The following is a 26,630-nucleotide window of genomic DNA, read 5'->3' as shown; positions in this document are numbered from 1 at the left end:
ATGATGAGTGACTAACGTTAATTCCCGTTATGAGCTTAATGCACGTTGCATTTGCTCATCTAAGTTGAGAACGGTCAATGCATTACTGACACTGGTCGCAAGCACATCAATCGCACCAGTGCGTAATGCTCCGAGCAGTGCTAGTGGCTTACTGTTTTCCGCGGCAATGGCGATCACTTCGGCAATCGGGCGAAACTCATCAATCCCAAGGCCAATCACGCGATCATTCATCACCGTATTGGCGACTCGACCATGCACATCAAAAAAATCATGCCCCGCGAAATCGCCGACCACGCCTTGAGTTAAGCGTGATTGCACCACCTCTTGCGGCGTAAACCAGCCAAGATCAACCATGTAGCTGTTTTCACTCATATCGCCAATCCCGACCAAGGCGATATCGGCTTTGCGTGCCAGATCGAGGGTCTGTTTAACCGTACTATTTTGCATAAAGACTCGTTTTTGCTCGCGGTTTTCTGCATAAGCAGGAGCGTATAAAGTCTCCGAACTGCCGCCATATTTCTTGGCTAACTGACGACAAATGTGGTCGGCGTTAAACATACCGCCACGTGGGTGAATGCCGCCGATGCTGCACACAAATTTGCAATCACGCGGCGTGATCACCCCAATATGATGCGCCACTGCTGAGACATTGCGCCCCTGCCCAACCGTAACCACCATGCCATTTTTCAGCGTGCTGGTGAGATAATTGGAGACTAAACTCGCGACTTGCTGACGCTGCGCTTCATCATTGGGATGATCTAGGGCAATTAACGCGCGGCGCACCCCAAAACGCTCAATCAGGCGCTGTTCAATTTTGGCGCTAAAGACTGGATGATACTTAACCGTAATTTCAACAATCCCCTCATCGCGAGCCTGTTTCAGTAAGCGGCCCACTTTGGCCCGTGAAAGCGTGTACTTTTTAGAGATCTCTTCTTGAGTTGCACCATCCTGATAATAAGAGATGGCAATTTCGGTCAGTAAATCACCATTTTCTAATGGCATATCGGCAAGTTGGGTCATTGTGGCGTTTCCTTTATTACCAGCGGGCACGCTGCGGGTTCAACCCACGGCGAGTTCAACCAACATAGTGCGCAAACAAGCACTACACTACTGATAATGATGTGCTTAAAACCAATTTACTGGCTATGGTAACCATTCACAGCGCATCAATCAAATGTTCAGTTGCATTACATTTTCTCAGCGGCAGTTTGCGGCACTAAGTTTGGTTATTCGCCCAGCGACGGATTTAAGCAAACGATTTAATCCTATATCGAAGATTTAACACCATAAATTTTCGGTTTAAGCTGTCATAAACCCGCTTAGCAAATTGACTTTCACGCTAGATAGGATAAATATAATTCCATCATTTACTCAGTGTGCGGACAAATGTTCAAAGCAAATGTTCAACGTAAAGGTTCGGGCGCTGAAATTTTGCATTACTGACTCACTCTTTCGCGGTGAAAGAGCATGAGCCACTCAACTGCTGACATCCTCAAACTGTTAAGCGGCAGATGAACCTAACCCAATAGGACGATCGAAATGAGCAATAAATTAGCGCAACTTCGTAAACTGACTACCGTCGTGGCAGATACTGGTGAAATTGATGCGATCAAAAAATACCAACCCCAAGATGCCACCACCAACCCATCTCTGATCCTAAAAGCGGCGCAAATTGCTGAATACGCACCGCTGATCGATCAAGCGATCGCCTACGCCAAAACGCAAAGCAGCGATAAAGCGCAGCAAGTACAAGACACCTGTGACATGCTGGCAGTCAACATTGGTAAAGAAATTCTAAAAACCATTCCGGGTCGTATTTCGACTGAAGTGGACGCGCGTCTGTCTTACGACACCGAGCGCAGCGTAGCTAAAGCTCGTCAACTGGTAAAAATGTATAACGATGCGGGGATCAGCAACGATCGTATCTTGATCAAGCTAGCTTCAACTTGGCAAGGGATCCGCGCGGCGGAAATTCTTGAGCAAGAAGGCATCAACTGTAACCTGACGCTACTGTTCTCTTTCGCGCAAGCGCGCGCCTGTGCCGAAGCGGGCGTGTACCTGATCTCGCCTTTCGTTGGCCGCATCATGGACTGGCACAAAGCCAAACAAGGTCGTGATTTCACCGCCAGCGAAGATCCGGGCGTACTGTCAGTGACTAAGATCTACCACTACTACAAACAGCACGGCTACAAAACTGTGGTGATGGGCGCAAGCTTCCGTAACATCGGTGAGATCTTAGAGCTGGCTGGCTGTGACCGTCTGACCATCGCGCCGTCACTACTGGCTGAACTTGAAGCGGCCGAAGGTGAAGTGGTTGCAAAACTGGTTGACTCACAAGGCACCACCGCTCGCCCTACCGCCATGACCCACAGCGAATTTCTGTGGGAGCACAACCTAGATGCGATGGCGGTTGAAAAGTTGGCGGAAGGCATTCGTAACTTCGCAGTTGACCAAGGCAAACTAGAAGCAATGATCGCCGCTAAGCTGTGATGCTGATTTTGAAGCGAGCTGAGGCTCGCTTTTTTATGCTGTTTTTTATTGAGCATTGCTGCTCTCCAATTTCTTGAAAATGAGTAACCCTATGAATCGCAAACAACTTGCCAATGCTATCCGCGCCCTGAGCATGGATGGCGTTCAAAAAGCTAATTCTGGCCACCCAGGCGCCCCGATGGGCATGGCGGACATCGCCGAAGTGCTGTGGCGTTCACACTTAAACCACAACCCAAGCAATCCTAATTGGGCTGACCGCGACCGCTTTATTCTGTCTAACGGCCACGGCTCAATGCTGATTTACTCGCTGCTGCATCTTACTGGTTATGAGCTGTCGATTGAGGATTTGCAAAACTTCCGTCAACTGCACTCAAAAACTCCGGGTCACCCAGAATACGGTTACGCGCCGGGCATCGAAACCACCACTGGCCCACTTGGCCAAGGTATTACCAATGCGGTGGGTATGGCGCTGGCTGAAAAAGCACTGGCCGCGCAGTTCAACAAGCCGGGTCACGACATCGTTGACCACTTCACTTATGTATTCATGGGTGATGGCTGTCTGATGGAAGGTATCTCGCATGAAGCGTGTTCACTAGCCGGTACGCTGGGTCTGGGCAAACTGATTGCATTCTGGGATGACAACGGTATTTCTATCGACGGTCACGTGGAAGGCTGGTTCTCTGACGATACACCACAACGTTTTGAAGCTTATGGCTGGCAGGTCATCCCAGCGGTTGACGGTCACGATGCGGAAGCCATTAACGCAGCAATTGAGGCGGCGAAAGCGGACACGTCTCGCCCAACCCTGATTTGTACCAAAACCATCATCGGTTTTGGCTCGCCAAACAAAGCCGGCTCACACGACTGTCACGGCGCGCCTCTGGGTAACGATGAAATCAAAGCCGCCCGTGAATTCCTCGGTTGGCAATACGCGCCATTTGAAATCCCTGCGGACATCTACGCCGAGTGGGATGCCAAAGCTGCAGGCGCAAGCAAAGAAGCGGCTTGGGATGCGAAATTCGCCGCTTACGCCAAAGCTTACCCAAGCGAAGCGGCAGAATACCAACGCCGTATCGCCGGTGAGCTGCCAGCCAATTGGGAAGCTGCGACTAGCGAGATTATCGCTAACCTGCAAGCCAACCCTGCCAACATTGCTTCACGCAAAGCTTCACAAAATGCACTAGAAGCGTTCGGCAAACTGCTGCCAGAATTTATGGGTGGCTCGGCGGACTTGGCGCCTTCTAACCTCACCATGTGGTCAGGCTCAAAATCACTAACCCGCGAAGATTTCTCAGGCAACTACATCCACTATGGGGTGCGTGAGTTTGGTATGACGGCGATTATCAACGGGATCGCGCTGCACGGTGGCTTTGTGCCTTACGGTGCAACCTTCCTGATGTTTATGGAATACGCGCGTAATGCGATGCGCATGGCCGCACTGATGAAAGTGCAAAATATCCAAGTCTACACTCATGACTCGATTGGTCTCGGCGAAGATGGTCCAACCCATCAGCCGGTAGAGCAAATCGCGTCTCTGCGTATGACGCCAAACATGAGCACATGGCGTCCATGTGACCAAGTGGAATCCGCGATGGCGTGGAAACTGGCGATTGAGCGTAAAGATGCACCATCGGCGCTGATTTTCTCGCGTCAAAACCTGGCGCAGCAACCACGTAGCGCTGAGCAAGTGACGAACATCGCCAAAGGTGGCTACATCCTCAAAGATTGCGCAGGTCAACCTGAGCTTATCCTGATTGCGACCGGCTCTGAAGTGGAACTCGCAGTGGCGGCTTACGAGCAACTGAGCGCAGAAGGCAAAGCGGTTCGCGTGGTCTCAATGCCATCCACCGATGCGTTTGATAAACAAGAGGCAGCTTACCGTGAAGCGGTTCTGCCATCGGCCGTGACTCAGCGTATTGCGATTGAAGCCGGGATTGCTGATTTCTGGTACAAATATGTCGGCTTAAATGGCCGCATCATCGGCATGACCAGCTTTGGTGAATCGGCCCCTGCCGATCAACTGTTCAAACTGTTTGGCTTCACCACCGAAAACGTGGTGAAACAAGCCAAAGAGCTACTGGCGTAATGGTGCAATAGCCAAGCATGTTTGATCAAAAAATCCCGCTTAGGCGGGATTTTTTGTTTTCACTAAAGCAAGCCTGACGATCTGAATCACACAACCCGAAAAGCCCAACCAACGTCGGCGCCGTGATGCGTGCGGCAGGCTGCTACAACGCTACTCAAGTGCGTTACAACGGTACGCGTTATGCTCGCGCCGTGAAATTTATACCGTACTTATTTATTAAGCTTCTAGCTAACACGTTGGTTTCCTATGCTTTCAATTAGAAAACTTTCAAACTTTTCAGCTTCTGAGCAACGGGACTTAACAGTTTTAAAATTAATAAAAACTCGATCTGCATAGTTCACATACTGATTATCTTTTTTAGCTAACCTGACCACCCCTTTTTTCTTCTTAGAAGAAAAGCCTAGTGAAATTAACCTATCTTCCAAGTTGACAATATCTTCATAATTGAAACCAGTTGTTAAATCAGAAAACACACTTTCAGATGGGTCATACAGTGCTAATAACCATGTCTCTATTGCATAACTCGGTAGCAAGAAAAATGGCTTTTCTCTGGAAGTTTCAGTTTCATTAATCCAATTAAAAAGAGCTTGCTCACAAAACTCTCTTCTATTTAAAACAGTATTAGGGAAACGTTCGTCTAAATCAGTAATATGTTCTGCGATATCAGTATCCATCTGAATGATCAAACCATCAGCACTAGTATTAACCAATGCTTTCCAAGTTCTACGCTTGGCTAACTCTACGAAATGATTTGGAATATTGGCAAGATCATCATCTGATTTTACGCTCCAAGATTTACACCAAGTCCTTACTGCATTCCAACCATGAGCTGGCCATTCTCCAGTGGTCGCATCTCTTTGTGGTGACAGCTCTTGAATTGTAACTTCAGCACCTAAGCCTTTACCCAATTGACTAGATAATCTTTTCAAGAAAGCAACATCAGTTGGACCTTCACATACTAACAAGTATTTGACTTTCTTCATTTTAAATACCTGTATTTAAACCGCCAAATGCTCCCGATAACCAAATTTCTGAAAGCTTCAACCCAAAATACTGTTTCTCCCACTCATCTTTTGTCATTCCTTTAGGGGGCAACATTCTATCGATAACGGTCTGACCATCCTCAGCTCTACTAACTATGAATAGTCGATGATCCGGATTAAATAAATCAACAGCATCTAATGTCGTTGGATTATGGGTTGTGAGCATAACTTGTTTAGAAGTATCAGCCTGAATATAATCAGCTATATGGCCCATAAGGTTTTTGACCAAACCTGGATTCAGAGCGCTGTCTATATTATCTAGCGCAAAAAAATCAGGCGAATCTTTATGTGAAAGAAGAGCTAAAACAAACAGAATAAATAATGCTCCCTCACTAACGTCATAAGCATATAAGTCGTTAAAGTTAGTCTTCATGAACTTATCTTTATAGCTAACAACTCTTCTTCCAATTGTCATATATTCAGACATAAGATCACTATTCGGCTGATTTGAAGTACCAACTTCCTTAAACCAATCGAGTAACTTAAAGAATCGCTGAAGCTCTTTCCTTTTTGAATTGTCAGCCAATATTTCACTTAATGACTCGGCAAGACGTCCACCATATAGCCCTAAGGGGGACTTGTTGCTATTATCTGTTGCAACACCTCTCAAAATAGGTGTTGAAGGGGCAAATATCGCAAACTGCTCCAAAACACTTAGATCTTCAATATCACTTTCAAACGAACGATATAAGGGAATAATACTTTTCTCTCTATCTAGCTTGTTTTTTATTTGGCTTCCAAAAATCGTCGCTCCATTATTCGAACGACCACAAACTGACTTGCCATTTTTTTTAAGGGATTCAGCATTATATGAAAAACCATCTACTGCATTGACACTCATTTTGTAACACAGTGACTCAGTTTCTGCCTCAATAGAAAATGTATTTTTTCGGTCTTTATTACGTAATGATGTCCGAAATATCTTGGGAGAAGAGAGGCGAGCACCACGTCTTGATAGTCTTTCATAATCAATCCCCCCTTCAATTGAAGCGGAAAGCATAGCAATAGATTCAAGCAAGTTGCTCTTACCTGCACCATTCGTACCGATAAAGACATTCAACCTACCTAAATCAATATCCTGATCATATATGGATTTAAATCCTTTGATAGTTAAACGCTTAATATGTGCCATTCACAAGAATCTCATTTTTAACTTATTGTTGATATTATAGTTTCTTTCTAAGGTAGTTACTACATCAAGATGTTTGTAGTGGTCAACTAAAATTGGCCACGGTTTTAGAGTTTTCCCAATACAATCGTTCTGATTCATTGGGTGTCAAACCACCGTTATACTGATGGGGCCTGAGCTGGCTATAATATCCAATAATGTAGCGGATGATCTCTTGTTGAGCCTCTGCAAAGCTACGATAACCTACCGTTGGAACCCATTCCGTTTTCAAGCTTCTAAAGAAGCGCTCCATAGGCGCATTATCCCAGCAATTTCCTCGGCGAGATAAACTTTGTTTTATTTGAAAACGCCACAGTAACTGACGGTATTGACGACTCGTATAGTGACTGCCTTGATCACTGTGGAACATGATACCTTTAGGCTTTCCACGAGACTCATAAGCCATCGAAAGCGCTTTGCTTGTTAATCGTGTATCAGGTGATACTGACATTGCCCAACCAATCACTTTTCGAGCAAAAAGGTCGATGACTACCGCTAAATACATCCAACGATTTCCCGTCCAAATATAGGTCACGTCACCCACCCAGACTTCATTTGGTGCCGTGACAGCAAACTGACGATCTAAGTGATTCGGGACTTCAATATGCTCTTGTGAGGCTTTACGGTAACGATGTTTTGGGACTTGGCAACTTACTAATCCCAGCGTTTTCATCAGCTTTGCTGCTCGGTAACGACTCAGACTCACGCCTTGGTTTGTTACGATATCGGCAATGGTTCTTGCTCCCGCAGAACCATTGCTTGCCGCATAAGCTTCGCTAATCAAACTGCGAAGTTTTACGGTTTCCGCCTTTATTTCTGTTGGCCGTTTCAGCCAATAGTTATAACTGCTTCGATGAACATTGAAGACTTCGCATAATGTTTTTATGCTGTGGCTCTGCTTGAGTTTCTTGATCATCAAGAATTGTTCAGTGAGTCCGACATCAAGAGAGCCGTGGCTTTTTTTAATATTTCATTATGCTCTTCAAGACGAGCGAGCTTCTTTTTTAATTCACGAATTTCAATTTGCTCAGGCGTCATTGGTGACGCTTTGGGTGCTTTGCCTTGGCGCTCTTGTTTTAATTGGCGAACCCACTTATCCATCGTAGATTTACCTACATTCATGGCTTGAGCCGCTTCAGTCACTGAGTAGTTTTGATCGAGCACTAATTGTGCCGCTTCCAGTTTGAATTCGGCACTAAATAGCCGTCTTGTACGTTTTGTCATAATGTCACCTATTAACTTATGAGATGATAATATCACCTCTAATTAAGTGACCAAATTCACCGTACCACTACAGTCTAGCGAATGATATTGACTCATGCAACCAGGGAGCACAGCCTATCTTCAGATAAATGACGACAAATTAACGTGAATAGAGTTCGTTCTAAATTAGAATAGGATAATTCTGAGCTAACTGTACTCGCTAGCTGGCTCTTACTGAAGAACGCCCCCATCACCTCTCCCTCAACGCCTCTAACTGCTTTTTCAGCATGGCGGGCAGTGAATAGAGCAACAATAAGCGCAGGGCGTGGTTGATCATTACAAATGCGGGTTCCATGCCGAGCAGTAAGGCGACGGCGGTCATGGCTTCGACACTGCCGGGGACCCAAGCAAGTAGCAGAACCACCCATGATTTATCGAGCAGAATCGAAAAAATGCCAGATACGCCAACCGCCATCAACAGGCCAATCATCGTCACCATCACCCCAGCGCGAGCATATGCCATGGCTTCGCGCCATGTACTATCGGCAATTCGTGAGCCAATCAAAATACCGAGTAAGGCGGTAGCGAACAGCACCATCCATTGCGGCAGTTGCATTTCCATAGTGATGGAGAAGCTATTAAAGCTGGCGGTGACCAGTAGCGCCGCCAACATATAAGGGGCGGGAATGCCGAGTAAGGTAGAGGCTTTACCGAGTAGCAAACTGAGCAGCGCCAGAGCCAAGAAAATCAGCCAAGCGTAAAGCGTCACGTTGTTGGTAATAGCGGCGCTATCCGGCACGTGGTTGGAGATCAGTAGTGCGAGCAATGTCAGGATCATCAGCCGGATTGAATGAGCATAAACCACTTTGGTGGACGGTTTTTGGTTTGATTCGCTGATAACTAAAATCGCCGCCATAGCACCCGGTACAGCGCCGAGTAGCGATTCAAACGGCGTCCAACCTTCTTTTTTGGTGAGCCACAGATAGCTCATGCTGATTTGCAGGGTTAAACAACATAACAGGCCAATCAACAGCGGCAGAGTTAAACTCACGCCCAGCTCAGTCAAACTAATGGTTGTACCGACGCTGATGCCAAGCACAATTTGCACCACCAATAATAACCAGCGTGGCGTTTGCATGCTCAGCCAGCGCTTTTTATGCAGCACAATCACTATAGCGGCGGCAATAAACATTTCCGATAACGGGATCGCAAGCAGGCTCCCCAGCCCAGAGGCAAGAGCGGCAATCAACAGAATTTGGATAACGAGAGTAAAACAAGCTCTTTCGAACATCTTGCTTTCCTTTCAGGTAGATAGCGTAACATCACAGATCCGAATCTTACGCTTTGCAGTAGCAATCAACAACACTGTACTGGCTTATTGGCAGCCGTGTTGTCGCACGGCCATTGCCTGACAAACATTGTCAGACAACCATTTTACAAACAACAACGCCACTCGCGGTGAAACGAGTGGCGTCGAGTTTTATTGGCAAAGCGATGGGATAATCGTTAGAACCAAGTTTCCATTTGCAGTGCAAAGATAGCTTCACCGCCAGAGCCCATGGTTTGGCCATTGCTTGAGTCGATCGCGTAGTTATCTAACTTATCGCTCCAATCCACATAACTGACCGCAAAGCGCAGCTCTGGTCGATCAAAAAATCCTGCCGATGTCGCCAGTTTAAATGTTGGCGCAAAGGTCGCTTTATAAAAACTGCCTTTGGCCTGTGTTTGGCTATTATCCAAATCCATATATTGGTAGGAAGCCTCATAAACTAATTCAAAGTTTTCGGTCATCTCTTGGGCTAAACGCACATTCAGCGATGCCCAGAAAAACTCATCATTTTTCTTCAAGCGATCTTGGCTGTATTCGGCCATTAGTGCTGGGGCTACGCGCCAGCCCTCGGCCAAATACGTCACCCCAGAAGCAAAAGCTCGGGTCGCAAACGCATCGTTGTACAATTCGCCATTAGAGCCAATGCCTTTCAGCTCGGCCCCTAAACCTTCACCAACTAATAAACCATATTGAGATGAGCCTTCATTGAGGCCAAAGAAACTCTGCGCATGGTAAGCCAACAAAGCATGTACGCCACTATCAGCCGTTTTGCTCACGCTATCGCTACGTTTCGCGTTATCGGCGGCATGCATGCCACTGAGCATCAATTGCCAAGGGCCAAAACGGTTATTCATGGTCACGATATAGTTTTCAATTTCAGTGTCTGAGCTATCAATTTGCCCAAAATCGCGCCCATAAATCGAGAAATTGGCCTGCCATTGATCGGCTAATTTAACATCATAAATCCCGGCCCCAGTTCCAGAAAGAAACACGATGTCGGAATCGAAGAAATGAATGTCAAAATTATCACGATCGAAACGTTTACCCGCCCACAGCGTACTCTCCGCAAAAGCGCCGCTGAATGAAGGTAAGTTGGCTAATTCCGCATACATTTGACGCACATTGAGCTTGCTCTCATCGGCAGTCCATTCATTACTGGTTTCGGTACTGTCGGCCAACATGATTTTAAATAGCGCGCTAGAGCCATTTTGCATCTGACGTTTATGGATCAAGTTGGCTTCTAAGTAATTATCATCCTCTAGCCCCAATCGACCAACCGGTGCGCCTAACGCTCCTGCCGCGGTCATATAAGGCCCGGTTCCAACCGCACCATTGAGATCACTGTTGGTCAGCAAACCTGCTCGTGCATAACCATGAAATTCAAAAGATGAATCGGCGGCCGATGCAGTTGGACGCTCAGCCGCCGCTTGCTCAAGTTGCTGGATCCGCGCTTCTAAAGCAGCGAGATCTGTATTGGCATACGCAGCGTGTGAGACTAAAAATAGATTGGCCAACGTGATTGCGATTAAGTGTTTTTTCATTTTGTATCTCCATGACTTATTGAATTATCACCAGAACCTGCAAACGTTCCCAATGATATGACCAATATGTGCGAAGAAACCTCGAAAGAGGCGCAATGCTAAAATCTTTGACTGCTAAGCAAAAAATAATTCGGCGATTGTCTTCACTGGCAAAGACCGATTACTTTGGCTTAATCTCTCAGCTCACTCACTATACACAAGCAAACGGGAACGATCCCGAAAATAATGGAGAATTCATAACTTCATCACGTTATTTGTTGATGCTGTAAATTTGAACTCTCCAACCACTCGCTCCAACCACCACTGATGCTTTCTCGCGTTATGCTAAGAAAAGCTTTAGCGCAGCTTGAGTTGGCAAGGCCGTCATCGCACCTTTTTGAGTGGTTGCCAATGCGCCGCAGCCATTGGCCGCTGTCACCGCCTCTACAATCAGCGCCGGATGCTGCCAATCTTTGGCCACTGACAAGTGATAAAGCAGCCCGCCGACAAAAGCATCACCAGCTCCGGTCGTATCTAGCGGCTTAACCACTTTACCGGCCACCATCTGCTGCCCGTCCGGGGTGACCACTAATGCGCCTTGCGCGCCAAGCGTCACCACCACTAATGGGATCTGGTACTGCTCAAGTGCCTTTAATCCCTCTTCAATCGAATCGGTTTCGGTTAAATATTGCAGCTCATCGGCTGAAAATTTGACCACATCCGCCAAACGCACCGCCTCCATCACTACCGCTCTTAGCTCGCTTGGCTGCGCCCACACTTCTTCACGTAAATTAGGATCAAAACTGATGTAACCCCCAGCTTGTTTCATTTGTTGAATGGCACTCAAGGTGCTGCTGCGACTGGGTTGATTGGCCAACGCGATCGAACAGACATGTAACCATTGGCCGGATTCAAAGCGCGGAATATCACTCGGCTGAAGAAACTGATCGGCACTCGGCTTAACCATAAAGGTAAAGCTGCGCTCGCCATGCTCATCCAGATCCACCAGCACGGTCGAAGTGCGTCGCTCAGGATCAAAAGCTAAGTACTGACAATCGACCTGCTGTTCGATCAAGGTCTGCTGCATAAAACGACCAAAGGGATCGTTCCCGACACGACCAAAAAAAGCACACTCACCACCCAGCCGTGCAATCGCGACCGCAACATTAGCCGGTGCACCACCGGGACATTTTAAATAATGCTGATCTCCATCGGGGATCAAATCCACCACTGCATCACCGGTTAACCATACTTTAGACATCAAACTACTCCTGAAATGATTGTTGGATTGAAGTCTAACTAAAGCGTTTCAGCGGCAACACTAGCGACACTAAAAACGATCCAGAAATTGATGAAATTTGTGAGCTCAGATAAAGATTGGCAATTTGTCGCGCATTTCCACTTTACCTTATTGGGAACGATACCTATCGAATGTTCACCCTTTCGATGACTCCTTTGCTGATCGACTCATCAAGCATCGACTCTTGATTCATTTCTGATCAAGATCAAATTTCATAGTAGAAATATTGCGCACTCGTGTGCTTTAATGTTTTCATACGAACATTAAAGAGCAAAAACGAAAATAAATAATGCGGAGATAACCATGAATAGTCGCTCAACACGTTTCACCTCCAATGAAGTGCTCGACCTGATTATTGTCGGTGGTGGCATCAATGGTGCTGGTATCGCCGCCGATGCCAGCGGACGCGGACTCAAAGTCGGTTTATATGAAGCAAAAGATTTTGCCAGCGCCACCTCTTCGGCGAGCTCGAAGTTGGTGCATGGCGGTCTACGCTATTTAGAACATTATGAATTTCGCTTAGTCAGTGAAGCACTGGCCGAACGCGAAGTGCTACTCAATAAAGCCCCACACATTGTCACGCCAATGCGTTTTCGTCTGCCGCACCGACCTTTCTTGCGCCCAGCTTGGATGATCCGTGCCGGGTTATTTCTTTATGATCACTTAAGCAAACGAACTTCACTGCCCGCCAGCCATAAAGTGGCGCTTAAAGCGGGAACCATCACCAAACCGGAAATGGCGGTGGGTTTTGAATATTCCGATTGTTGGGTCGATGATGCGCGCTTGGTACTGCTCAATGCACTGCAAGCCCATGAACAAGGCGGTGAAGTGCTCAATTACTGCACGGTAGAAAAAGCCCAACGCGTGGGTAAGTTATGGCACGTGACGCTGTTTGATGAGCAAACCAAGCAACGCTTTGAGCGCCGTAGCCATGCATTAGTCAATGCAACCGGTCCTTGGGTCAAACAATTTTTACATCACCATGCCCAGCTCAATTCGCCTTATGGCATTCGCTTAATTCAAGGCTCACATATTATCGTGCCGCGCATTCACGCTGAGCCGCAAGCCTATATTTTGCAAAATGAGGATAAGCGAATTGTGTTCGTGATCCCTTATCTTGAACAATATTCGATGATCGGCACCACCGATGTGGAATACCACGGAGATCCGCGACAAGTCGCCATCACCGATGCTGAACGTGATTATTTGATTGCGATTGTGAATAAGCATTTTATCCATCAAATCACACGCTCTGATATTATTGCGGAGTTTAGCGGAGTGCGGCCACTGTGTGATGATGAATCCAATTCCCCACAGGCGATAACCAGAGACTACACGTTGGCGCTGGATCACCCAGACGATCAAGCACCATTGCTGTCCATTTTTGGTGGCAAGCTGACCACTTATCGTAAACTTGCTGAAGCAGCAATGACCCAACTTGCCCCTTTCCTGCCACAGATGGGTGCGCCATGGACCGCTAATGCCTCATTGCCCGGCGGTGAAGGTTTTGATCATCTCACGTTAAAAAATCAGCTACTCACTGAGTTTCCATTTATTGCCGAACCTTTAATCGCACGCTGGCTACGCAGTTATGGCAGCCGTACCCGGCAACTGTTAATGGGCGTCACCGCGATCGATGATCTCGGGATGGCTTTTAGTGATGAGCTGTATCAAAAAGAAATCGACTATTTGTGTGAGCAAGAGTTTGCTCGGCAGGCGAGCGATATTTTCTGGCGCAGAAGCAAACTTGGCTTGAATCATGATCATGCGTTAATGATCAAAGTGGAAAGCTATTTGCAGCAAAGAGAGCTCAATCAGCGGATTGCCCAACAAGCGGTTTAAATAGCCATAGCCTTGAATAGCTATACTCTTGAAGTGCTCTAATCTTGAAGTGCTCTACTCTTGAAGAAAGTAATGGTGTGAATTTTATTGATCAAGACACTCAAAAGATGGGGGTAACCATATTAACCCCACTTTTTCAAATCATTTTGAATGGTTTGAGTGTCTGTTTTAGTACTGCAATACTCAACTTATTGTCCAGCTAAGATAAAACGCACTTCAACTCGGCGGTTACAGGCACGACCAGTCTGCGTGTTATTGCTACACGCAGGCACATGCTCGCCAAAGCCGCGGGTATAAATGGTATTTTGCGCCACCTGACGCTGGATCAGCGCATTTTTCACCGCATTGGCTCTTCTTTGTGACAGGGTATCGTTAAATCGCTCTGTGCCGGTGCTATCAGCGTGGCCTTCTAACACCACTTCAATTCCATTTTGAGTGGATAAAAAGCGCGCGACGCGATCTAACCATTGTAGAGATTGATTGGAAAGCTGAGCCGATCCAGTGGCAAACTTGACGGTTTGTTTTAACTTTATCGTGGGGTGAGCGCCGGCAATAAATTCATGCTCAATACCGCTCGTGAGCAAATATTGCTGGATCAGCATATAGCGATTCGGTTGTGGTTGCGGTATGTTGTGCGGCAGTGCGACCACACTCTTCTTGGTGGCATAGCCCCACTCTGGATGACGCACATCCGCATCACTTTGCGGCGCAACATCCAACAAATTGTTACTGAGCATACGATCGGTTGCCAGTGAACCACATCCCGCCAAGCATAATGCCATGCAGCAAATCCAGAATTTCATATCCCATACTCAGTTGTTGATCTCTTATATAGTATCGGCGCATTTGGTAAAACTTTATTGCTGATCAATAACAATTTACCCAGCGCTAGCTTGCCATCACATAATCCATGGTTAGAATGTGGCTGGTTGTTCATTCCCGCATGGACAGCGACTCACGGAATCCGGTCTGTGATTTCAAGCGGATCAACTCTCTTGATTACTTGAGCGCAAGCGCTTCAAGTCGCAAGGCAATATTGCTGTTAAAGGACGTTAAACGTTTTATGTCGAAAATTATTATTCCCTTAGTTGTTTTTCTACTCGCTGGCTTTATGATTTATCGCACTTGGACTAACCATAAAGCGGCCGATGCTAATTTTGCGGCTGGACAGCATTTTCTGACCGAAAATGGCCAACGTGAAGATGTGATCACCACCGATAGTGGCTTGCAGTACCAGGTATTACAAGCGGGCAACGGAACCGAGCATCCGGGGCCGAAAAGTCGGGTAAAAGTGCATTACCACGGTGAATTAATCGATGGTACGGTGTTTGATAGTTCAGTAGCACGCGGAGAACCGATCAGCTTTGGGTTGAACCAAGTGATCAAAGGTTGGCAAGAGGGTGTACAACTGATGGTGGTCGGCGAAAAAACACGCTTTTATGTGCCAAGCAATCTAGGCTATGGCAAAAGTGGCACTGGCCCTATCCCACCTTCTGCCGTATTAATTTTTGAGGTTGAACTGCTGGCGATTGAATAAATTCGCTGAGTTTGCCGCAAACAGATTGGATATCGCGCTGAACCGAGCAATCCATTTAATACGCCATCCATAGAATAGAAAAAGCTGCCGCGGCAGCTTTTTTTGGCGCTAAATAATGCTCACCGCTGAAGCTGGCTGAGCCGCAGCAGGATAAAACGCCAATCCTTGCTCGCTGACCAATACACAATCCATCCCTCCAGCATGCGCCGCTTGCATACCTAGCTGAGTATCCTCAAACACCAGACACTGCTTAGGCTGTAATCCCATCTGCTCACAGGCACTCAAAAAGGTTTCGGGATGCGGTTTATGCTCAGTGACATCGCTCGCACTGACAATCACATCAAATTTATCCACGACTTGGGCACGAGTGAGTAAACCCAGCGCACTTGCTCGTTGACTGCCTGTGCCAATCGCCATCTTTTTCTGACCATGCCACTGACACAATAGCTGATAGGTAGCAGGGATCAGATCCGCTTGCAAACCCAACTTAGCAAACTGCGCCATCTTATAAGCCGCCACCTGCTCAGGATCCAGCGTCATATTTAATTTGTGATTGATCTGCTCAACAATTTTTGCACTAGGCATGCCTCCTAAGCCATAAAGCCACGCGGCATCAAAGGGAAAGTCAAACTGCTCAGCAGTGGCTTGCCAAGCGGCTATATGCGCCGGCATGGTATCAAGAAGAGTTCCATCCATATCAAAGATGAAGCCATGGTACTGATTAAAATTGATACTAATCACGTTATCTCCCACGCTTAATAAGGAATTTGTCATTAATAATTCATAGAAAACCGAATCGGATAAGCTTCTAAGCTATTGATCGTTTGCTTATTACCAGTACACTGCAGCGCAGTTTAGATTCAGACATTCATTTACGCTTGCAACAGTCTGTTAAGTAAAATAATAACTAGGTAATACCATGAATATTAAAAATAAGCTGTATAGTTTGGCCATCATAGCCATTTTAGGATCGATTGCGATTTTTTTTACTACCTCACAATTCGCCACCACCAACGATGAGCTTAATCGAGCCGTCAACCAAGTCGATAAACTCGAAGTCCGATTACTCAATTTAAGACGTAACGAAAAAGACTTTCTGCTGCGCAGTGATGCAAAATATCTCGAAACTTTCCAGAAAAATAGTGACCTTTTTCTCGCTCTACAAAGTGATCTCGATGCGGTCATGCTCAAGTATCAGCTTGGGGATTCTAACGCGCTACGCAGTGATTTACTCGAATACAAACGCAGTTTTGAACAATTGGTCAATGCTTATCAAACTCTAGGTTTAGATCAACAACGTGGTTTATGGCACAGCTACTATCAAGCGTTCAACCACACTCAACAGCAGCTATCAACCGATGCGCGCTTAGCCCTGCACGATTTTCATCAACAACTGCTGGACGGTACCATCACCAGCAACGCATTTAACCAATATCCTCAGCTCATCAATGCCGCACAAGCCGTCGTAGCCCAAAAAAAGGTGATTGGTTTAACCTACAATCAAGGTTTACTTGGCCAAGCACGAGCCAAGTCTCATGCGGTAGAAGAGCGCTTTAAAAACTTCTCAACCATGTTGAGCCAAGCGGTTGAGCAAAAACAGCACACCATGAAAACGGTTCAAATCACGGTCACGGTTGGCGTAGTGTTCGCCATTTTGTTGGTGATTTACCAAATTAGCCGCTCGATTAACTTACAGATCACCCAGCTACTCGCGGTGATCCAGCGCATTGCCCAAACCAATGATATTTCTCTGCGTGCCAAACTGACTGGTCAAGATGAATTAACTGCGGTCGCCCGTTACTTCAATGGACTACTGGATAAATTTGAGCAATTGATCAGCGGCTCACAAACTAAATCTCATCAGTTGTATACCAGCACTTCGAGCATGCATAACGAACTTGAGCAGGTAATTACACAGTTTAATGTCCAGTCGGAACATATTGCGTTAATGGCAACCTCGGTACAACAGATGGTCTCCACCATCAGTGAAATTTCGCAAAGCACCAATATTGCGGTCGATGGCGTCAACCAAGCCACTCACAATGCCGAACATGGGCGCAGCGTAGTCGTCACCACAGTGAAAAACATCGATCTACTCTCATCAACTCTGCAGAAAAGCCAAATCTCGATTGGTTCACTGAACACCTTAGTGGAAAAAATTGGAGGTGCGGTCAGCATTATTCAGGGCATTGCCGAGCAAACCAATTTGCTGGCGCTCAACGCTGCGATTGAAGCTGCGCGTGCCGGTGAACAAGGACGTGGATTCGCCGTGGTGGCTGATGAAGTACGTTCACTGGCCACTCGTACCCATCAATCCACCGAAGAGATCACCCGAGTGGTGTCGGATATTCAGTCTCAGATGAGCCAAGTGGTCGAAGAGATTGTACAGTGTAATCATCAAGGGCAAGAGACGCTCAGTGCATCACGTCAACTTGATGAAAGCTTGCAGCAAATTATTTTTGATATGAACACTATTCAAGATAACTCGCAGCGGATTGCAGCGGCAATTGAAGAGCAAGGTTGTGTGATGGATCACGTCAGTCAATCGATCACCGAACTGAATACCATTTCTGACAACAATATGCATTCGGCACAGCACTGCCTAGTTGAGGTGGACATGGTTTCTCGCCAAGCCCATGAAATGGATGAAACGGTTGCCGAGTTTCATACTAATCGAAATCAATAAGTAAAGGCACCAGCGTATCACTTAAGCCTGCGCGAAGGCTCTGCTTGAGCCTTCGTGAGTTAATCAAACCGCGGAATAATCGAGCCGTAATTCTTCTAGTTGAACATATCGCCTCTATTGCTATTACCCACAACGGAGCAAAGATGCAATCAGTTAGAATAATGCTCCAAATAGACAATCGTGGCGGCAGTGCGTGAAGGTACATCCAGCTTTTTCAGTAAACTTTTCATATGCACTTTCACGGTCGATTCTGAGATAAACAGACGCTCAGCGATCTCTCGATTACGAAATCCTTTCGCCACTTCCGACATGATCTGCATTTCGCGTTCCGTCAATGTGGCAAAAGGATTGCGTACCTCACCACGATTCAGCAAATAGCGTGTCACCGCCTCACTGTAAGCTTTATCCCCTTGCAACGCTTGTTTAAGCAGAGCGATCAATTGATCCGGCTCCGTATCTTTGAGCAAATAACCGTCCGCCCCCGCTTTAACCAGCGCTTCAATATCCGCCGCACTATCGGAAACCGTTAAGATCACCACATAGGCATCACACTCATCCATACGCAGTGCGGTAAGCGTATCTAAACCGGACATGCCCTTCATATTCAAATCAAGCAAGATCAAATCCGGTCGCAAATCGTGTGCCAGCGCAATCGCTTCGGCGCCATTACTTGCTTCGGCCACGACGTCGAATTCCGCTTCAAAATTGAGTAATTGATGAATGCCGCGGCGCATCAATGGGTGATCATCCACCAAAAGAACCTTATAGCTCATTATTCTGTATCTCCTCGTTCAATGGTTATCACCCGATCTGATCCTGGTGTCTCAAGTGGCTTGGGCATAAGTCAGCCTCACCTTGCACCCTTTACCCGGTGCAGAGTCAACCTGTAACGTGCCACCTAAACGGGCGGCACGCTCTTGCATAATGCTCATCCCATAATGGTTAAGCTTGTGACCTTGTGGATCAAAACCGATCCCGTCATCTTCAATCGTGACCAGCACCTCCCCGGCTTGCTCTTGGCAATTAATCCTAATCGTGCTGGCCTTAGCATGTTTAATGGCGTTAATCGTAGCTTCACGGATCAACTGCACTAAATGCACTTGTTGATGGGCATCGAGATCCATCGATGACAAGGCATTATTCAGTTCAATATTAGCCTCGGTTTGTGCCGCAATCTGAGTCAACATACTCTGCAATGACTGCCCAAAACTGCCTTCACTTAAGGTGAGACGAAAAGTGGTCAGTAACTCGCGCAATTGGGTATAAGCATCCGATAAACCTTGGTCGATATCGCCAATGATGGTTTCCGCTTTGCTCAAATTGGCTTCGGCAGGCAGTGACATCACCGAACGCTTCAGCAAGGTGAGCTGAATTTTCAAATAAGATAGCGATTGCGCAAGTGAATCATGCAATTCGCGCGCGATAGTGGCGCGTTCTTCCATCAAAAGCAACTGTTCGGCTTGGCGCTGCGCTTGGTTGTAGTATATTGCGCGTGACAAAATCTGCGCGAAATTATCAATCAATGCACGATCGGGCCCCGGCGCACTGGCATCCCAATATAACAACCCCAGATGCTGTCCATCTAAAGTGAGTGGGGTTTGCAGCATCAATCCGCCACTTGGCTTGCCTTCCTCTAAAATCAAAGATTTACCAGCTTGGTCATCAATTTCTAAACGCAGAGCACAGATCCCATCCACTGCTACCCAGTGACGCAAAATATTTTGGAAATTACTCGTAGTGATCCGTGAAGCGGTCAACTCTTGCGATGAGTGGTACAACACTTGTAAGGTTTGATTCGCGGCTTGTAGTTTATGGGTTTTTTCATTCACCGCATGTTCTAGTCCACGATACAAATTACCGAGATCACCGGCCATGCTGTTAAAAGTACGCGTGAGGATGCCCATTTCGGTGCTGCTGGTTTCATCTAAGGCGACATCAAAGGTGCGATTTTTGATTTTTTCACTGGCGGCCACCAGCGCATTTAACGGTTTGACCACCTCTTCACGAATGTAATACACCACAAACAGCGAGACGGCGAAAATCCCACCAAGACCAAAACTGCCGACCGCAGCCAAGGCAATCAGCTTACGTTCAGAAAAGCGTTGCAGCTTAAGCACAAAGCTATCCACCAAACTGACAAAAGGGGCCACTTCATCAAAATATTGCGCTTTGTTTTCACTATTGAGCACTTTTTTGAGCTGATGCCAACGGTCGATCAATTGGTAATAATCACGCTGAATATCGCTCGGTACCGTCCAATGCAACAGTGCCAACATCGAAGGTGAATACAGTGAATGCTCAAACAGATAAATGTGTGCTTGGTAATCTTTCGATTGGGCTTGAATATCATACGCCAGTCGATAACTTTGCATGCGCATCGAGCCAGAAACGTTGACCGCTTCGGCATCATTCAGTGACGAAGCCAACGTGACAATCGCCACCCCTGTGGTCAAGGCGGATAAGAATAGGATCAGCAGCATAGCTTTCGCCATGGTGCGCGTTAATGATTTGGGTACCGAACTCGACAACGCCATTTCTCTCTCATCACTCACTAAGCTGCCACCTCTTTGCGCCAACATTATCCGATTTGGGGCTACACTATCCGAAATGAGTAGGTAGATTTATTGATCCAAAACAACCGCCCCGCCTAATTACCTCCTAAGAGGTATTTATACAAATAGGTTAAAAACTACAATTTGTGTATGGAAATAGGGTTGGTTGTGAGCGCGCGGGGGGGAAACAATGGTCGATTTAAGCAAACGACGCTGGTTTACCGCTGACCAGCAAACGCCGCCAAGCCAAGTCAGATTGCCTTGGATAGCCAACCCATCAGCATTTATTGATGACTGTACTCGCTGTGGTAAATGCCTCCAAGCGTGTGAAACCCAGATCATCAAAACCGGCGATGGTGGCTTTCCCAGCATCGATTTTTCGCTAGATGAATGCACTTTCTGTTATCAATGTGCCCAAAGCTGTCCGGAACCGATTTTTCTGCCGCAAAGTGCCGCACCTTGGCAAGCCAGCGCTCAAATTGCCAGCCAGTGTCTGGCGCATAACCAAGTGGAGTGCCGTTCTTGTCAGGATGCTTGTCCTGCCGAGGCGATCCAGTTTGCTTTACAACTTGGACGCACAGCAACGCCACAGGTCAATCAACCAAACTGTTCCGGTTGTGGTGCTTGTGTTGCCGTTTGTCCAAGCAGCGCAATCGCCGTCTACTATACTGCCGTTGACTATACTAAGAATATCGCTTAAACCGCGAGGCAAAATTGGAGAGCAAGATGTCACTACCTTTAGATTCACTGCATGAAATCCACATTTCAAGCTTAGTGATCCACACTTTGCCAGAGCATCTCGCCACCGTAAAACAACAAATTAGCCAACTGGCTGATGTCGAAATTTACGGCGAGGACCCGCAAGGAAAACTCGTCGTGGTGGTGGAAACTGAACGCCAAGGCTTCATCACCGAAACCATTGAACACATCAATCATCTTCCTAATGTGCTGAACGCTTTCTTGGTATTTCACCAAGTAGAAAGCGCAGAAGAAGATGAACTATAACCCTGCCACTTGAAATACGCGCTCACCTACCCTAAGGGTGGGTGACAATCAAGTGGCAAGCAATAATTACACACTAGAAATGCCTTTTCTCAACTCGAGGTAATGTATGAAAATGACCAGACGTGCGTTTGTGAAAGCAAATGCAGCTGCCTCCGCCGCAGCGGTTGCAGGGATCACCCTCCCCGCTTCTGCCGCTAATTTGATCGCAAGTTCCGATCAAACTGCTATTCATTGGGACAAAGCGCCTTGTCGTTTTTGTGGTACTGGTTGCTCTGTACTCGTCGGAACCCAAAATGGTCGCGTTGTCGCCACCCAAGGTGACCCGGAAGCTCCGGTAAACAAAGGTCTGAACTGTATCAAAGGTTACTTCCTGTCTAAAATCATGTACGGCCAAGATCGTCTCAAGACGCCACTGCTGCGTATGAAAGATGGTCAATATCATAAAGACGGCGATTTTACCCCTGTCTCTTGGGACACCGCTTTTGATGTGATGGCAGAAAAATGGAAAGCATCACTCAAAGCCAAAGGCCCATCCAGCATTGGGATGTTCGGCTCTGGTCAATGGACGGTGATGGAAGGTTACTCAGCAGTGAAACTGATGAAAGCCGGTTTCCGCAGCAATAACATTGACCCGAATGCGCGCCACTGTATGGCTTCTGCAGTAGTGGGCTTTATGCGTACCTTTGGTATTGATGAACCAATGGGCTGCTATGATGACTTTGAACACGCCGACGCTTTCGTGCTGTGGGGTTCAAACATGGCAGAAATGCACCCAGTGCTTTGGACGCGGATCACTGATCGTCGCTTGAGCCACCCGCACGTCAAAGTCAACGTATTGTCGACTTATTACCATCGCTCGTTTGAATTGGCGGATCACGGCTACATTTTCCACCCGCAATCGGATCTTGCGATCGCCAACTTCATCGCCAACTACATCATTCAAAACAATGCGGTGAACTGGGATTTTGTCAACAAACACACCCATTTCAAACAAGCGACCACCGATATCGGTTACGGTTTGCGTGATGAGCACCCACTGCAAAAACAAGCGAAGAATCCCAACGTCGACAGCGTTAGCGATATTTCATTTGAGCAGTACAAAAAATCGGTTGCCGCGTACACGGTTGAAAAAGCCGCTGAAATTTCAGGTGTTGCGCCAGATAAACTGATCGCATTGGCGAAACAGTATGCCGATCCAAATACCAAAGTGATGTCACTGTGGACTATGGGTATGAACCAACATACTCGTGGAGTTTGGATGCAAAGCTTGGTCTACAACCTACATTTGCTAACCGGTAAAATTGCTACTCCGGGTAACAGTCCATTTTCACTGACTGGTCAGCCATCGGCTTGTGGTACCGCTCGTGAAGTGGGGACTTTCTCACACCGTTTACCTGCGGATATGGTGGTGGCCAACCCGAAACACCGTGCGATTGCCGAAAAAATTTGGCAACTGCCAGAAGGCACTATTCCTGATAAACCGGGCTTCCACGCGGTACAACAAGATCGCATGCTCAAAGATGGGGTGCTGAACTGTTACTGGGTACAATGTAACAACAACATGCAAGCCGGTCCGAACATCAACGAAGAGCGTTTACCGGGTTATCGTAACCCTGAAAACTTCATCGTCGTCTCAGATCCTTACCCAACCGTCACTGCGCAAGCGGCGGACCTGATCCTGCCAACCGCGATGTGGGTAGAAAAAGAAGGGGTTTACGGTAACGCAGAGCGTCGTACCCAAGCTTGGTACCAACAAGTGAAAACCGTCGGCGAAGCACGTTCAGATTCATGGCAAGTGATTGAGTTTTCAAAACGCTTCAAAGTTGAAGAAGTGTGGCCAGAAGAGTTGCTGGCGAAAGCCCCACAATGGCGTGGCAAAACTCTGTTTGATGTCTTGTTCAAAAATGGTCAAGTGGATAAATTCCCACTCAGCGAAGCGCGTGAACTGAACGATGATGCCCATCACTTTGGCTTCTACATTCAAAAAGGCTTATTTGAAGAGTATGCCTCGTTCGGCCGCGGTCATGCCCATGATTTAGCCCCTTACGATGTTTACCACCAAGTTCGTGGTCTACGTTGGCCAGTGGTCGATGGTAAAGAGACCAAATGGCGCTTTAAAGAAGGTTTGGATCCTTACGCTAAAGCGGGTTCAGGCTGGGATTTCTACGGTAAGCCAGATGGTAAAGCGTGGATCATTTCATCCCCTTACGAAGCTCCACCAGAAGTACCAAACGCAGAATATGACCTGTGGCTGTGTACCGGACGGGTTCTGGAACACTGGCATACCGGCACCATGACTCGTCGTGTGCCTGAGCTGTACAAAGCCGTACCGGATGCATTGTGTTATATGCACCACGAAGATGCGCAAGCTCGTGGTTTGCGCCGCGGTGATGAAGTGCTGATGTCTAACTCACGTGGTGAAGTACGAGTTCGCGTTGAAACCCGTGGCCGTAACAAGCCGCCTAAAGGCTTAGTGTTCGTGCCTTTCTTTGATGCACGCATTTTGATCAACAAGTTGATCCTCGATGCGACCGATCCACTTTCGAAGCAAACTGACTTCAAAAAGTGCCCGGTGAAAATCACTAAAGTCGCGTAACCCTGATTGTACTGGGCTGCTCGTCAGCCCAGATAAAGAATTAAGCCGCAAGGCGGAGAATTTACGATGAAAAAACAACTCATTGCCTTACTTTCAGTGTTTACGGTACTGGCTGGTATCGCACATGCTGAGCTGAATAATCCAGGCGGAATTGGTGGTTTAGAATCACTGCGTGGCGCCAGCGAAATTGAAGATACGCGCGCCGCGGATCCCATGAAAAAATTTCCACGTGAACAAGCGTTGGAAAGTGATTTTGTCTATCAGCCACCGCTGATCCCACACAATATTCGTAATTACGAAGTCTCGTTAAACGCGAATAAGTGTCTGGCTTGCCACAGTTGGAAAAATGCCAAAGAGATGGGCGCGACCAAGATCAGCGTAACGCACTTTATCAATCGTGAAGATGCGGTACTTTCGGATGTCTCTCCACGTCGCTACTTCTGTTTGCAGTGCCACGTGCCTCAAGCCGATGCCAAGCCACTGGTTGAGAACGATTTCGAACGCGTTGATGCGCTTCGTTAACCCCAAAGAGGCCATTTATGAAATTTCTAAAAGCGTTTTGGCTTCGTTTATCTCGTCCAAGTAAAGCCGCCGTTGGCGTAGTATTACTGATGGGATTTATTGGTGGCCTACTGTTTTGGGGCGCATTCAACACTGGGATGGAAGCCACCAACAGCGAAGAGTTTTGCTCAGGTTGTCACGCTCCGATTGTAGCTGAAATTCAAGAGACGATTCACTATTCAAACCGCTCAGGCGTTCGAGCCATCTGCTCTGACTGCCATGTACCCCATGAGTGGGGCGATAAAATTGTGCGTAAAGTGCAAGCCTCCAAAGAATTGGTCGCCCACTTTATTGGTACCATTGATACTCAAGAGAAGTTCCAAGCACGCCGTGCTCACTTAGCAGAACGTGAATGGGCACGCTTGAAAAAGAATGACTCGTTGGAATGTCGTAACTGTCACCAGTTCAACTACATGGATTTTTCAGAGCAAAGTACGCGTGCCGCGCAACAGCACTCCACCGCACTCGCCTCTGGTGAAAAAACCTGTGTCGACTGCCATAAAGGTATCGCACATAACCTACCCGACATGCATGGTGTTGAAGGCTGGCAATAAGGAGATCCGCTATGAGTACTCTTGAATCGATTTTTTGGCACGTCCTCGGTTACAGCGCCATGCCAGTGATCATTCTGGCCGGTTTCCTTGGGGTGGCCGTGGTTTCACTTGGCCTACTGGCCATGACCAAAGATAAATAGACACAGTTAAACCTCCAAAATCCGGTGCTCAGCGCCGGATTTTTTTGTATAGAGAAAAAGGTCTGTCATTGGCAGACCTTAAAATATTTAACCCTTCTCAGTGCCACGCTGGCTATGGTGCACTGTCGATTTCTGGTTTGAGATAATGCTTGGCCTTTAGCCCAAACCACTCCGGTAATACGGTACCAATCGAAATCGATGACCAGGTACCAGAGATCACCCCAATAAACATGGCAATCGCAAAGCCTTGCAATGGTGCGCCGCCCATTAACCATAATGCGGCAATCGTCATCAAGGTCGTGCCAGAGGTGACCATAGTGCGCGAGAAGGTCGCGATCACCGCTTGATCATTAATCGCAGCGGTCGGGGTCTGTTGTTTGGCTATCAATAGCTCACGGATCCGATCCGCAATGATGATGGAATCATTCAGTGAGTAACCGAGTACCGCCAATATTGCCGCAAACACGGTGAGATTAAACTCCATCTGCGTTAGCGCAAAAAAACCGATCACTAACACCACATCGTGCAGCAAAGCCAACAAAGCGCCACTGGCTAAACGCCATTCAAAGCGAAAGCTTAAATAAGCAAGGATCGACAGCAGGCAGATCAATAACGCTAAGCCACCTTGGTTGACCAAATCTTCCCCGACTTGCGATCCAACCATGCTATTGCTAACAATCTCAACCTGCGTCGAGAGTTGGTGAAGTAGCGCGTCGATCTCTAGCGGAGCGGCAGCTTGATCCGCTAATGGGTAACGGATCACCCAGCGTCCATCCTCACCCGATGGGGTAGCGGTAACCGAATCACCTAATGCCGGCTGTAGCTGTGCGATAAGCTCGGTTTTAGTGACCGAACGATCGATGATCGCCTCGGTCACCATACCACCGGTAAAATCCAGCCCCATATTGAGACCTTTGCTGGCCAATGTGGCCACCGACACAACCACCAACAACATCGAGACTAGGCCGGTGATGTAACGAATAGGACGAATGCGCGCTTTAAAATATTCAATCATGG

Annotated in this window: 23 protein-coding genes and 1 pseudogene; 12 read left to right on the top strand and 12 right to left on the bottom strand. The window is 47.2% G+C overall.

Going from position 1 to position 26,630, the window contains the following annotated elements; genetic code table 11:
- Window positions 1-27: 27 nt before the first annotated feature.
- Window positions 28-1,020 carry a sugar-binding transcriptional regulator gene (locus tag OOK74_RS11810; RefSeq protein WP_166015402.1) on the bottom strand — a complete coding sequence of 331 codons (993 nt, stop codon included), beginning with the start codon at window positions 1,018-1,020 and terminating at the stop codon, window positions 28-30.
- 519 nt (window positions 1,021-1,539) lie between these two features.
- Here OOK74_RS11810 and tal point away from each other — a divergent pair.
- The 3 genes and pseudogenes from tal to OOK74_RS11795 form a co-directional block, all read left to right on the top strand.
- Complete coding sequence (gene tal / locus OOK74_RS11805; protein ID WP_274722341.1) at window positions 1,540-2,490, top strand: transaldolase; 951 nt, start codon at window positions 1,540-1,542, stop codon at window positions 2,488-2,490.
- Window positions 2,491-2,581: 91 nt separating this feature from the next.
- Window positions 2,582-4,576, top strand: a complete 1,995-nt coding sequence (tkt, locus tag OOK74_RS11800) for a transketolase (protein WP_278183439.1) — start codon at window positions 2,582-2,584, stop codon at window positions 4,574-4,576.
- A gap of 89 nt (window positions 4,577-4,665) precedes the next feature.
- A pseudogene (locus OOK74_RS11795) lies at window positions 4,666-4,776 on the top strand (TrmH family RNA methyltransferase); the annotation flags it as partial.
- Between the two features lie 24 nt (window positions 4,777-4,800).
- On the opposite strand, the gene OOK74_RS11790 reads toward OOK74_RS11795, so the two are convergent.
- The 6 genes from OOK74_RS11790 to cscK all read right to left on the bottom strand — a co-directional run bounded on the left by OOK74_RS11790 (window position 4,801) and on the right by cscK (window position 12,101).
- Entirely contained in the window at window positions 4,801-5,559 is a 759-nt protein-coding gene (locus OOK74_RS11790; protein ID WP_278183438.1) for a hypothetical protein, read from the bottom strand.
- Window position 5,560: 1 nt separating this feature from the next.
- On the bottom strand, window positions 5,561-6,751 hold the full coding sequence (locus tag OOK74_RS11785) for an AAA family ATPase (RefSeq protein WP_278183437.1): 1,191 nt from the start codon (window positions 6,749-6,751) through the stop codon (window positions 5,561-5,563).
- 82 nt (window positions 6,752-6,833) lie between these two features.
- Window positions 6,834-8,011 (bottom strand): IS3 family transposase gene (locus OOK74_RS11780; RefSeq protein ID WP_100068541.1). Its coding sequence is split into 2 segments (ribosomal slippage): window positions 6,834-7,753 and window positions 7,753-8,011, totalling 1,179 coding nucleotides; the frame shifts between segments, so codons are not numbered across the junction.
- 229 nt (window positions 8,012-8,240) lie between these two features.
- Complete coding sequence (locus tag OOK74_RS11775) at window positions 8,241-9,281, bottom strand: AbrB family transcriptional regulator (RefSeq protein ID WP_278183436.1); 1,041 nt, start codon at window positions 9,279-9,281, stop codon at window positions 8,241-8,243.
- Between the two features lie 215 nt (window positions 9,282-9,496).
- Window positions 9,497-10,861 carry a carbohydrate porin gene (locus tag OOK74_RS11770; RefSeq protein ID WP_278183435.1) on the bottom strand — a complete coding sequence of 455 codons (1,365 nt, stop codon included), beginning with the start codon at window positions 10,859-10,861 and terminating at the stop codon, window positions 9,497-9,499.
- 319 nt (window positions 10,862-11,180) lie between these two features.
- Window positions 11,181-12,101: a fructokinase gene (gene cscK / locus OOK74_RS11765; RefSeq protein ID WP_274723059.1), complete on the bottom strand. Its 921-nt coding sequence runs from the start codon at window positions 12,099-12,101 to the stop codon at window positions 11,181-11,183.
- Between the two features lie 342 nt (window positions 12,102-12,443).
- Here cscK and glpD point away from each other — a divergent pair, with 342 nt between their 5' ends.
- Window positions 12,444-13,982, top strand: a complete 1,539-nt coding sequence (gene glpD, locus OOK74_RS11760; protein ID WP_278183434.1) for a glycerol-3-phosphate dehydrogenase — start codon at window positions 12,444-12,446, stop codon at window positions 13,980-13,982.
- 188 nt (window positions 13,983-14,170) lie between these two features.
- Here glpD and OOK74_RS11755 read toward each other — a convergent pair whose 3' ends face one another.
- A complete protein-coding gene (locus OOK74_RS11755) occupies window positions 14,171-14,785 on the bottom strand; it encodes an OmpA family protein (RefSeq protein ID WP_278183433.1) in 615 nt (204 codons plus the stop codon).
- 260 nt (window positions 14,786-15,045) lie between these two features.
- Here OOK74_RS11755 and bamJ point away from each other — a divergent pair, with 260 nt between their 5' ends.
- Window positions 15,046-15,519 carry a BamJ family beta-barrel-assembly machinery protein gene (gene bamJ, locus OOK74_RS11750; RefSeq protein ID WP_277206924.1) on the top strand — a complete coding sequence of 158 codons (474 nt, stop codon included), beginning with the start codon at window positions 15,046-15,048 and terminating at the stop codon, window positions 15,517-15,519.
- Window positions 15,520-15,627: 108 nt separating this feature from the next.
- Here bamJ and OOK74_RS11745 read toward each other — a convergent pair whose 3' ends face one another.
- Window positions 15,628-16,293: a beta-phosphoglucomutase family hydrolase gene (locus tag OOK74_RS11745; RefSeq protein ID WP_277206923.1), complete on the bottom strand. Its 666-nt coding sequence runs from the start codon at window positions 16,291-16,293 to the stop codon at window positions 15,628-15,630.
- A gap of 145 nt (window positions 16,294-16,438) precedes the next feature.
- On the opposite strand from OOK74_RS11745, the gene OOK74_RS11740 reads away from it, so the two are divergent.
- Window positions 16,439-18,205 (top strand): methyl-accepting chemotaxis protein, encoded by a 1,767-nt coding sequence (locus OOK74_RS11740; RefSeq protein WP_278183432.1) that lies wholly within the window; start codon window positions 16,439-16,441, stop codon window positions 18,203-18,205.
- A gap of 149 nt (window positions 18,206-18,354) precedes the next feature.
- Here the strand turns inward: OOK74_RS11740 and OOK74_RS11735 are convergent, their stop codons facing one another.
- Window positions 18,355-18,978, bottom strand: coding sequence for a response regulator (locus OOK74_RS11735; protein WP_274723065.1), 624 nt, complete (start codon window positions 18,976-18,978; stop codon window positions 18,355-18,357).
- 51 nt (window positions 18,979-19,029) lie between these two features.
- Window positions 19,030-20,697, bottom strand: coding sequence for a nitrate/nitrite two-component system sensor histidine kinase NarQ (narQ, locus tag OOK74_RS11730; RefSeq protein ID WP_278183621.1), 1,668 nt, complete (start codon window positions 20,695-20,697; stop codon window positions 19,030-19,032).
- A gap of 250 nt (window positions 20,698-20,947) precedes the next feature.
- Between narQ and napF the strand changes: the two genes are divergently transcribed.
- The 6 genes from napF (at window position 20,948) to OOK74_RS11700 (ending at window position 25,613) form a co-directional block, all read left to right on the top strand.
- Window positions 20,948-21,457 carry a ferredoxin-type protein NapF gene (gene napF, locus OOK74_RS11725; protein ID WP_278183431.1) on the top strand — a complete coding sequence of 170 codons (510 nt, stop codon included), beginning with the start codon at window positions 20,948-20,950 and terminating at the stop codon, window positions 21,455-21,457.
- 26 nt (window positions 21,458-21,483) lie between these two features.
- Entirely contained in the window at window positions 21,484-21,762 is a 279-nt protein-coding gene (locus OOK74_RS11720; RefSeq protein ID WP_278183430.1) for a chaperone NapD, read from the top strand.
- 106 nt (window positions 21,763-21,868) lie between these two features.
- Window positions 21,869-24,358: a periplasmic nitrate reductase subunit alpha gene (napA, locus tag OOK74_RS11715; protein ID WP_274723069.1), complete on the top strand. Its 2,490-nt coding sequence runs from the start codon at window positions 21,869-21,871 to the stop codon at window positions 24,356-24,358.
- 66 nt (window positions 24,359-24,424) lie between these two features.
- Window positions 24,425-24,880, top strand: coding sequence for a nitrate reductase cytochrome c-type subunit (locus tag OOK74_RS11710; RefSeq protein WP_274723070.1), 456 nt, complete (start codon window positions 24,425-24,427; stop codon window positions 24,878-24,880).
- Between the two features lie 17 nt (window positions 24,881-24,897).
- Window positions 24,898-25,473 carry a NapC/NirT family cytochrome c gene (locus tag OOK74_RS11705; protein ID WP_166015385.1) on the top strand — a complete coding sequence of 192 codons (576 nt, stop codon included), beginning with the start codon at window positions 24,898-24,900 and terminating at the stop codon, window positions 25,471-25,473.
- A gap of 11 nt (window positions 25,474-25,484) precedes the next feature.
- Complete coding sequence (locus OOK74_RS11700) at window positions 25,485-25,613, top strand: TIGR02808 family protein (protein ID WP_000105480.1); 129 nt, start codon at window positions 25,485-25,487, stop codon at window positions 25,611-25,613.
- Window positions 25,614-25,725: 112 nt separating this feature from the next.
- Here OOK74_RS11700 and secF read toward each other — a convergent pair whose 3' ends face one another.
- Window positions 25,726-26,628, bottom strand: coding sequence for a protein translocase subunit SecF (secF, locus tag OOK74_RS11695; protein ID WP_278183429.1), 903 nt, complete (start codon window positions 26,626-26,628; stop codon window positions 25,726-25,728).
- Window positions 26,629-26,630 lie beyond the last annotated feature (2 nt).

This window comes from Vibrio misgurnus (assembly GCF_029635775.1).
Taxonomy (GTDB): domain Bacteria; phylum Pseudomonadota; class Gammaproteobacteria; order Enterobacterales; family Vibrionaceae; genus Vibrio; species Vibrio chanodichtyis.
The sequence above is the reverse complement of the archived record's forward strand: the minus strand, read 5'-3'. Positions and strand labels throughout refer to the sequence as shown.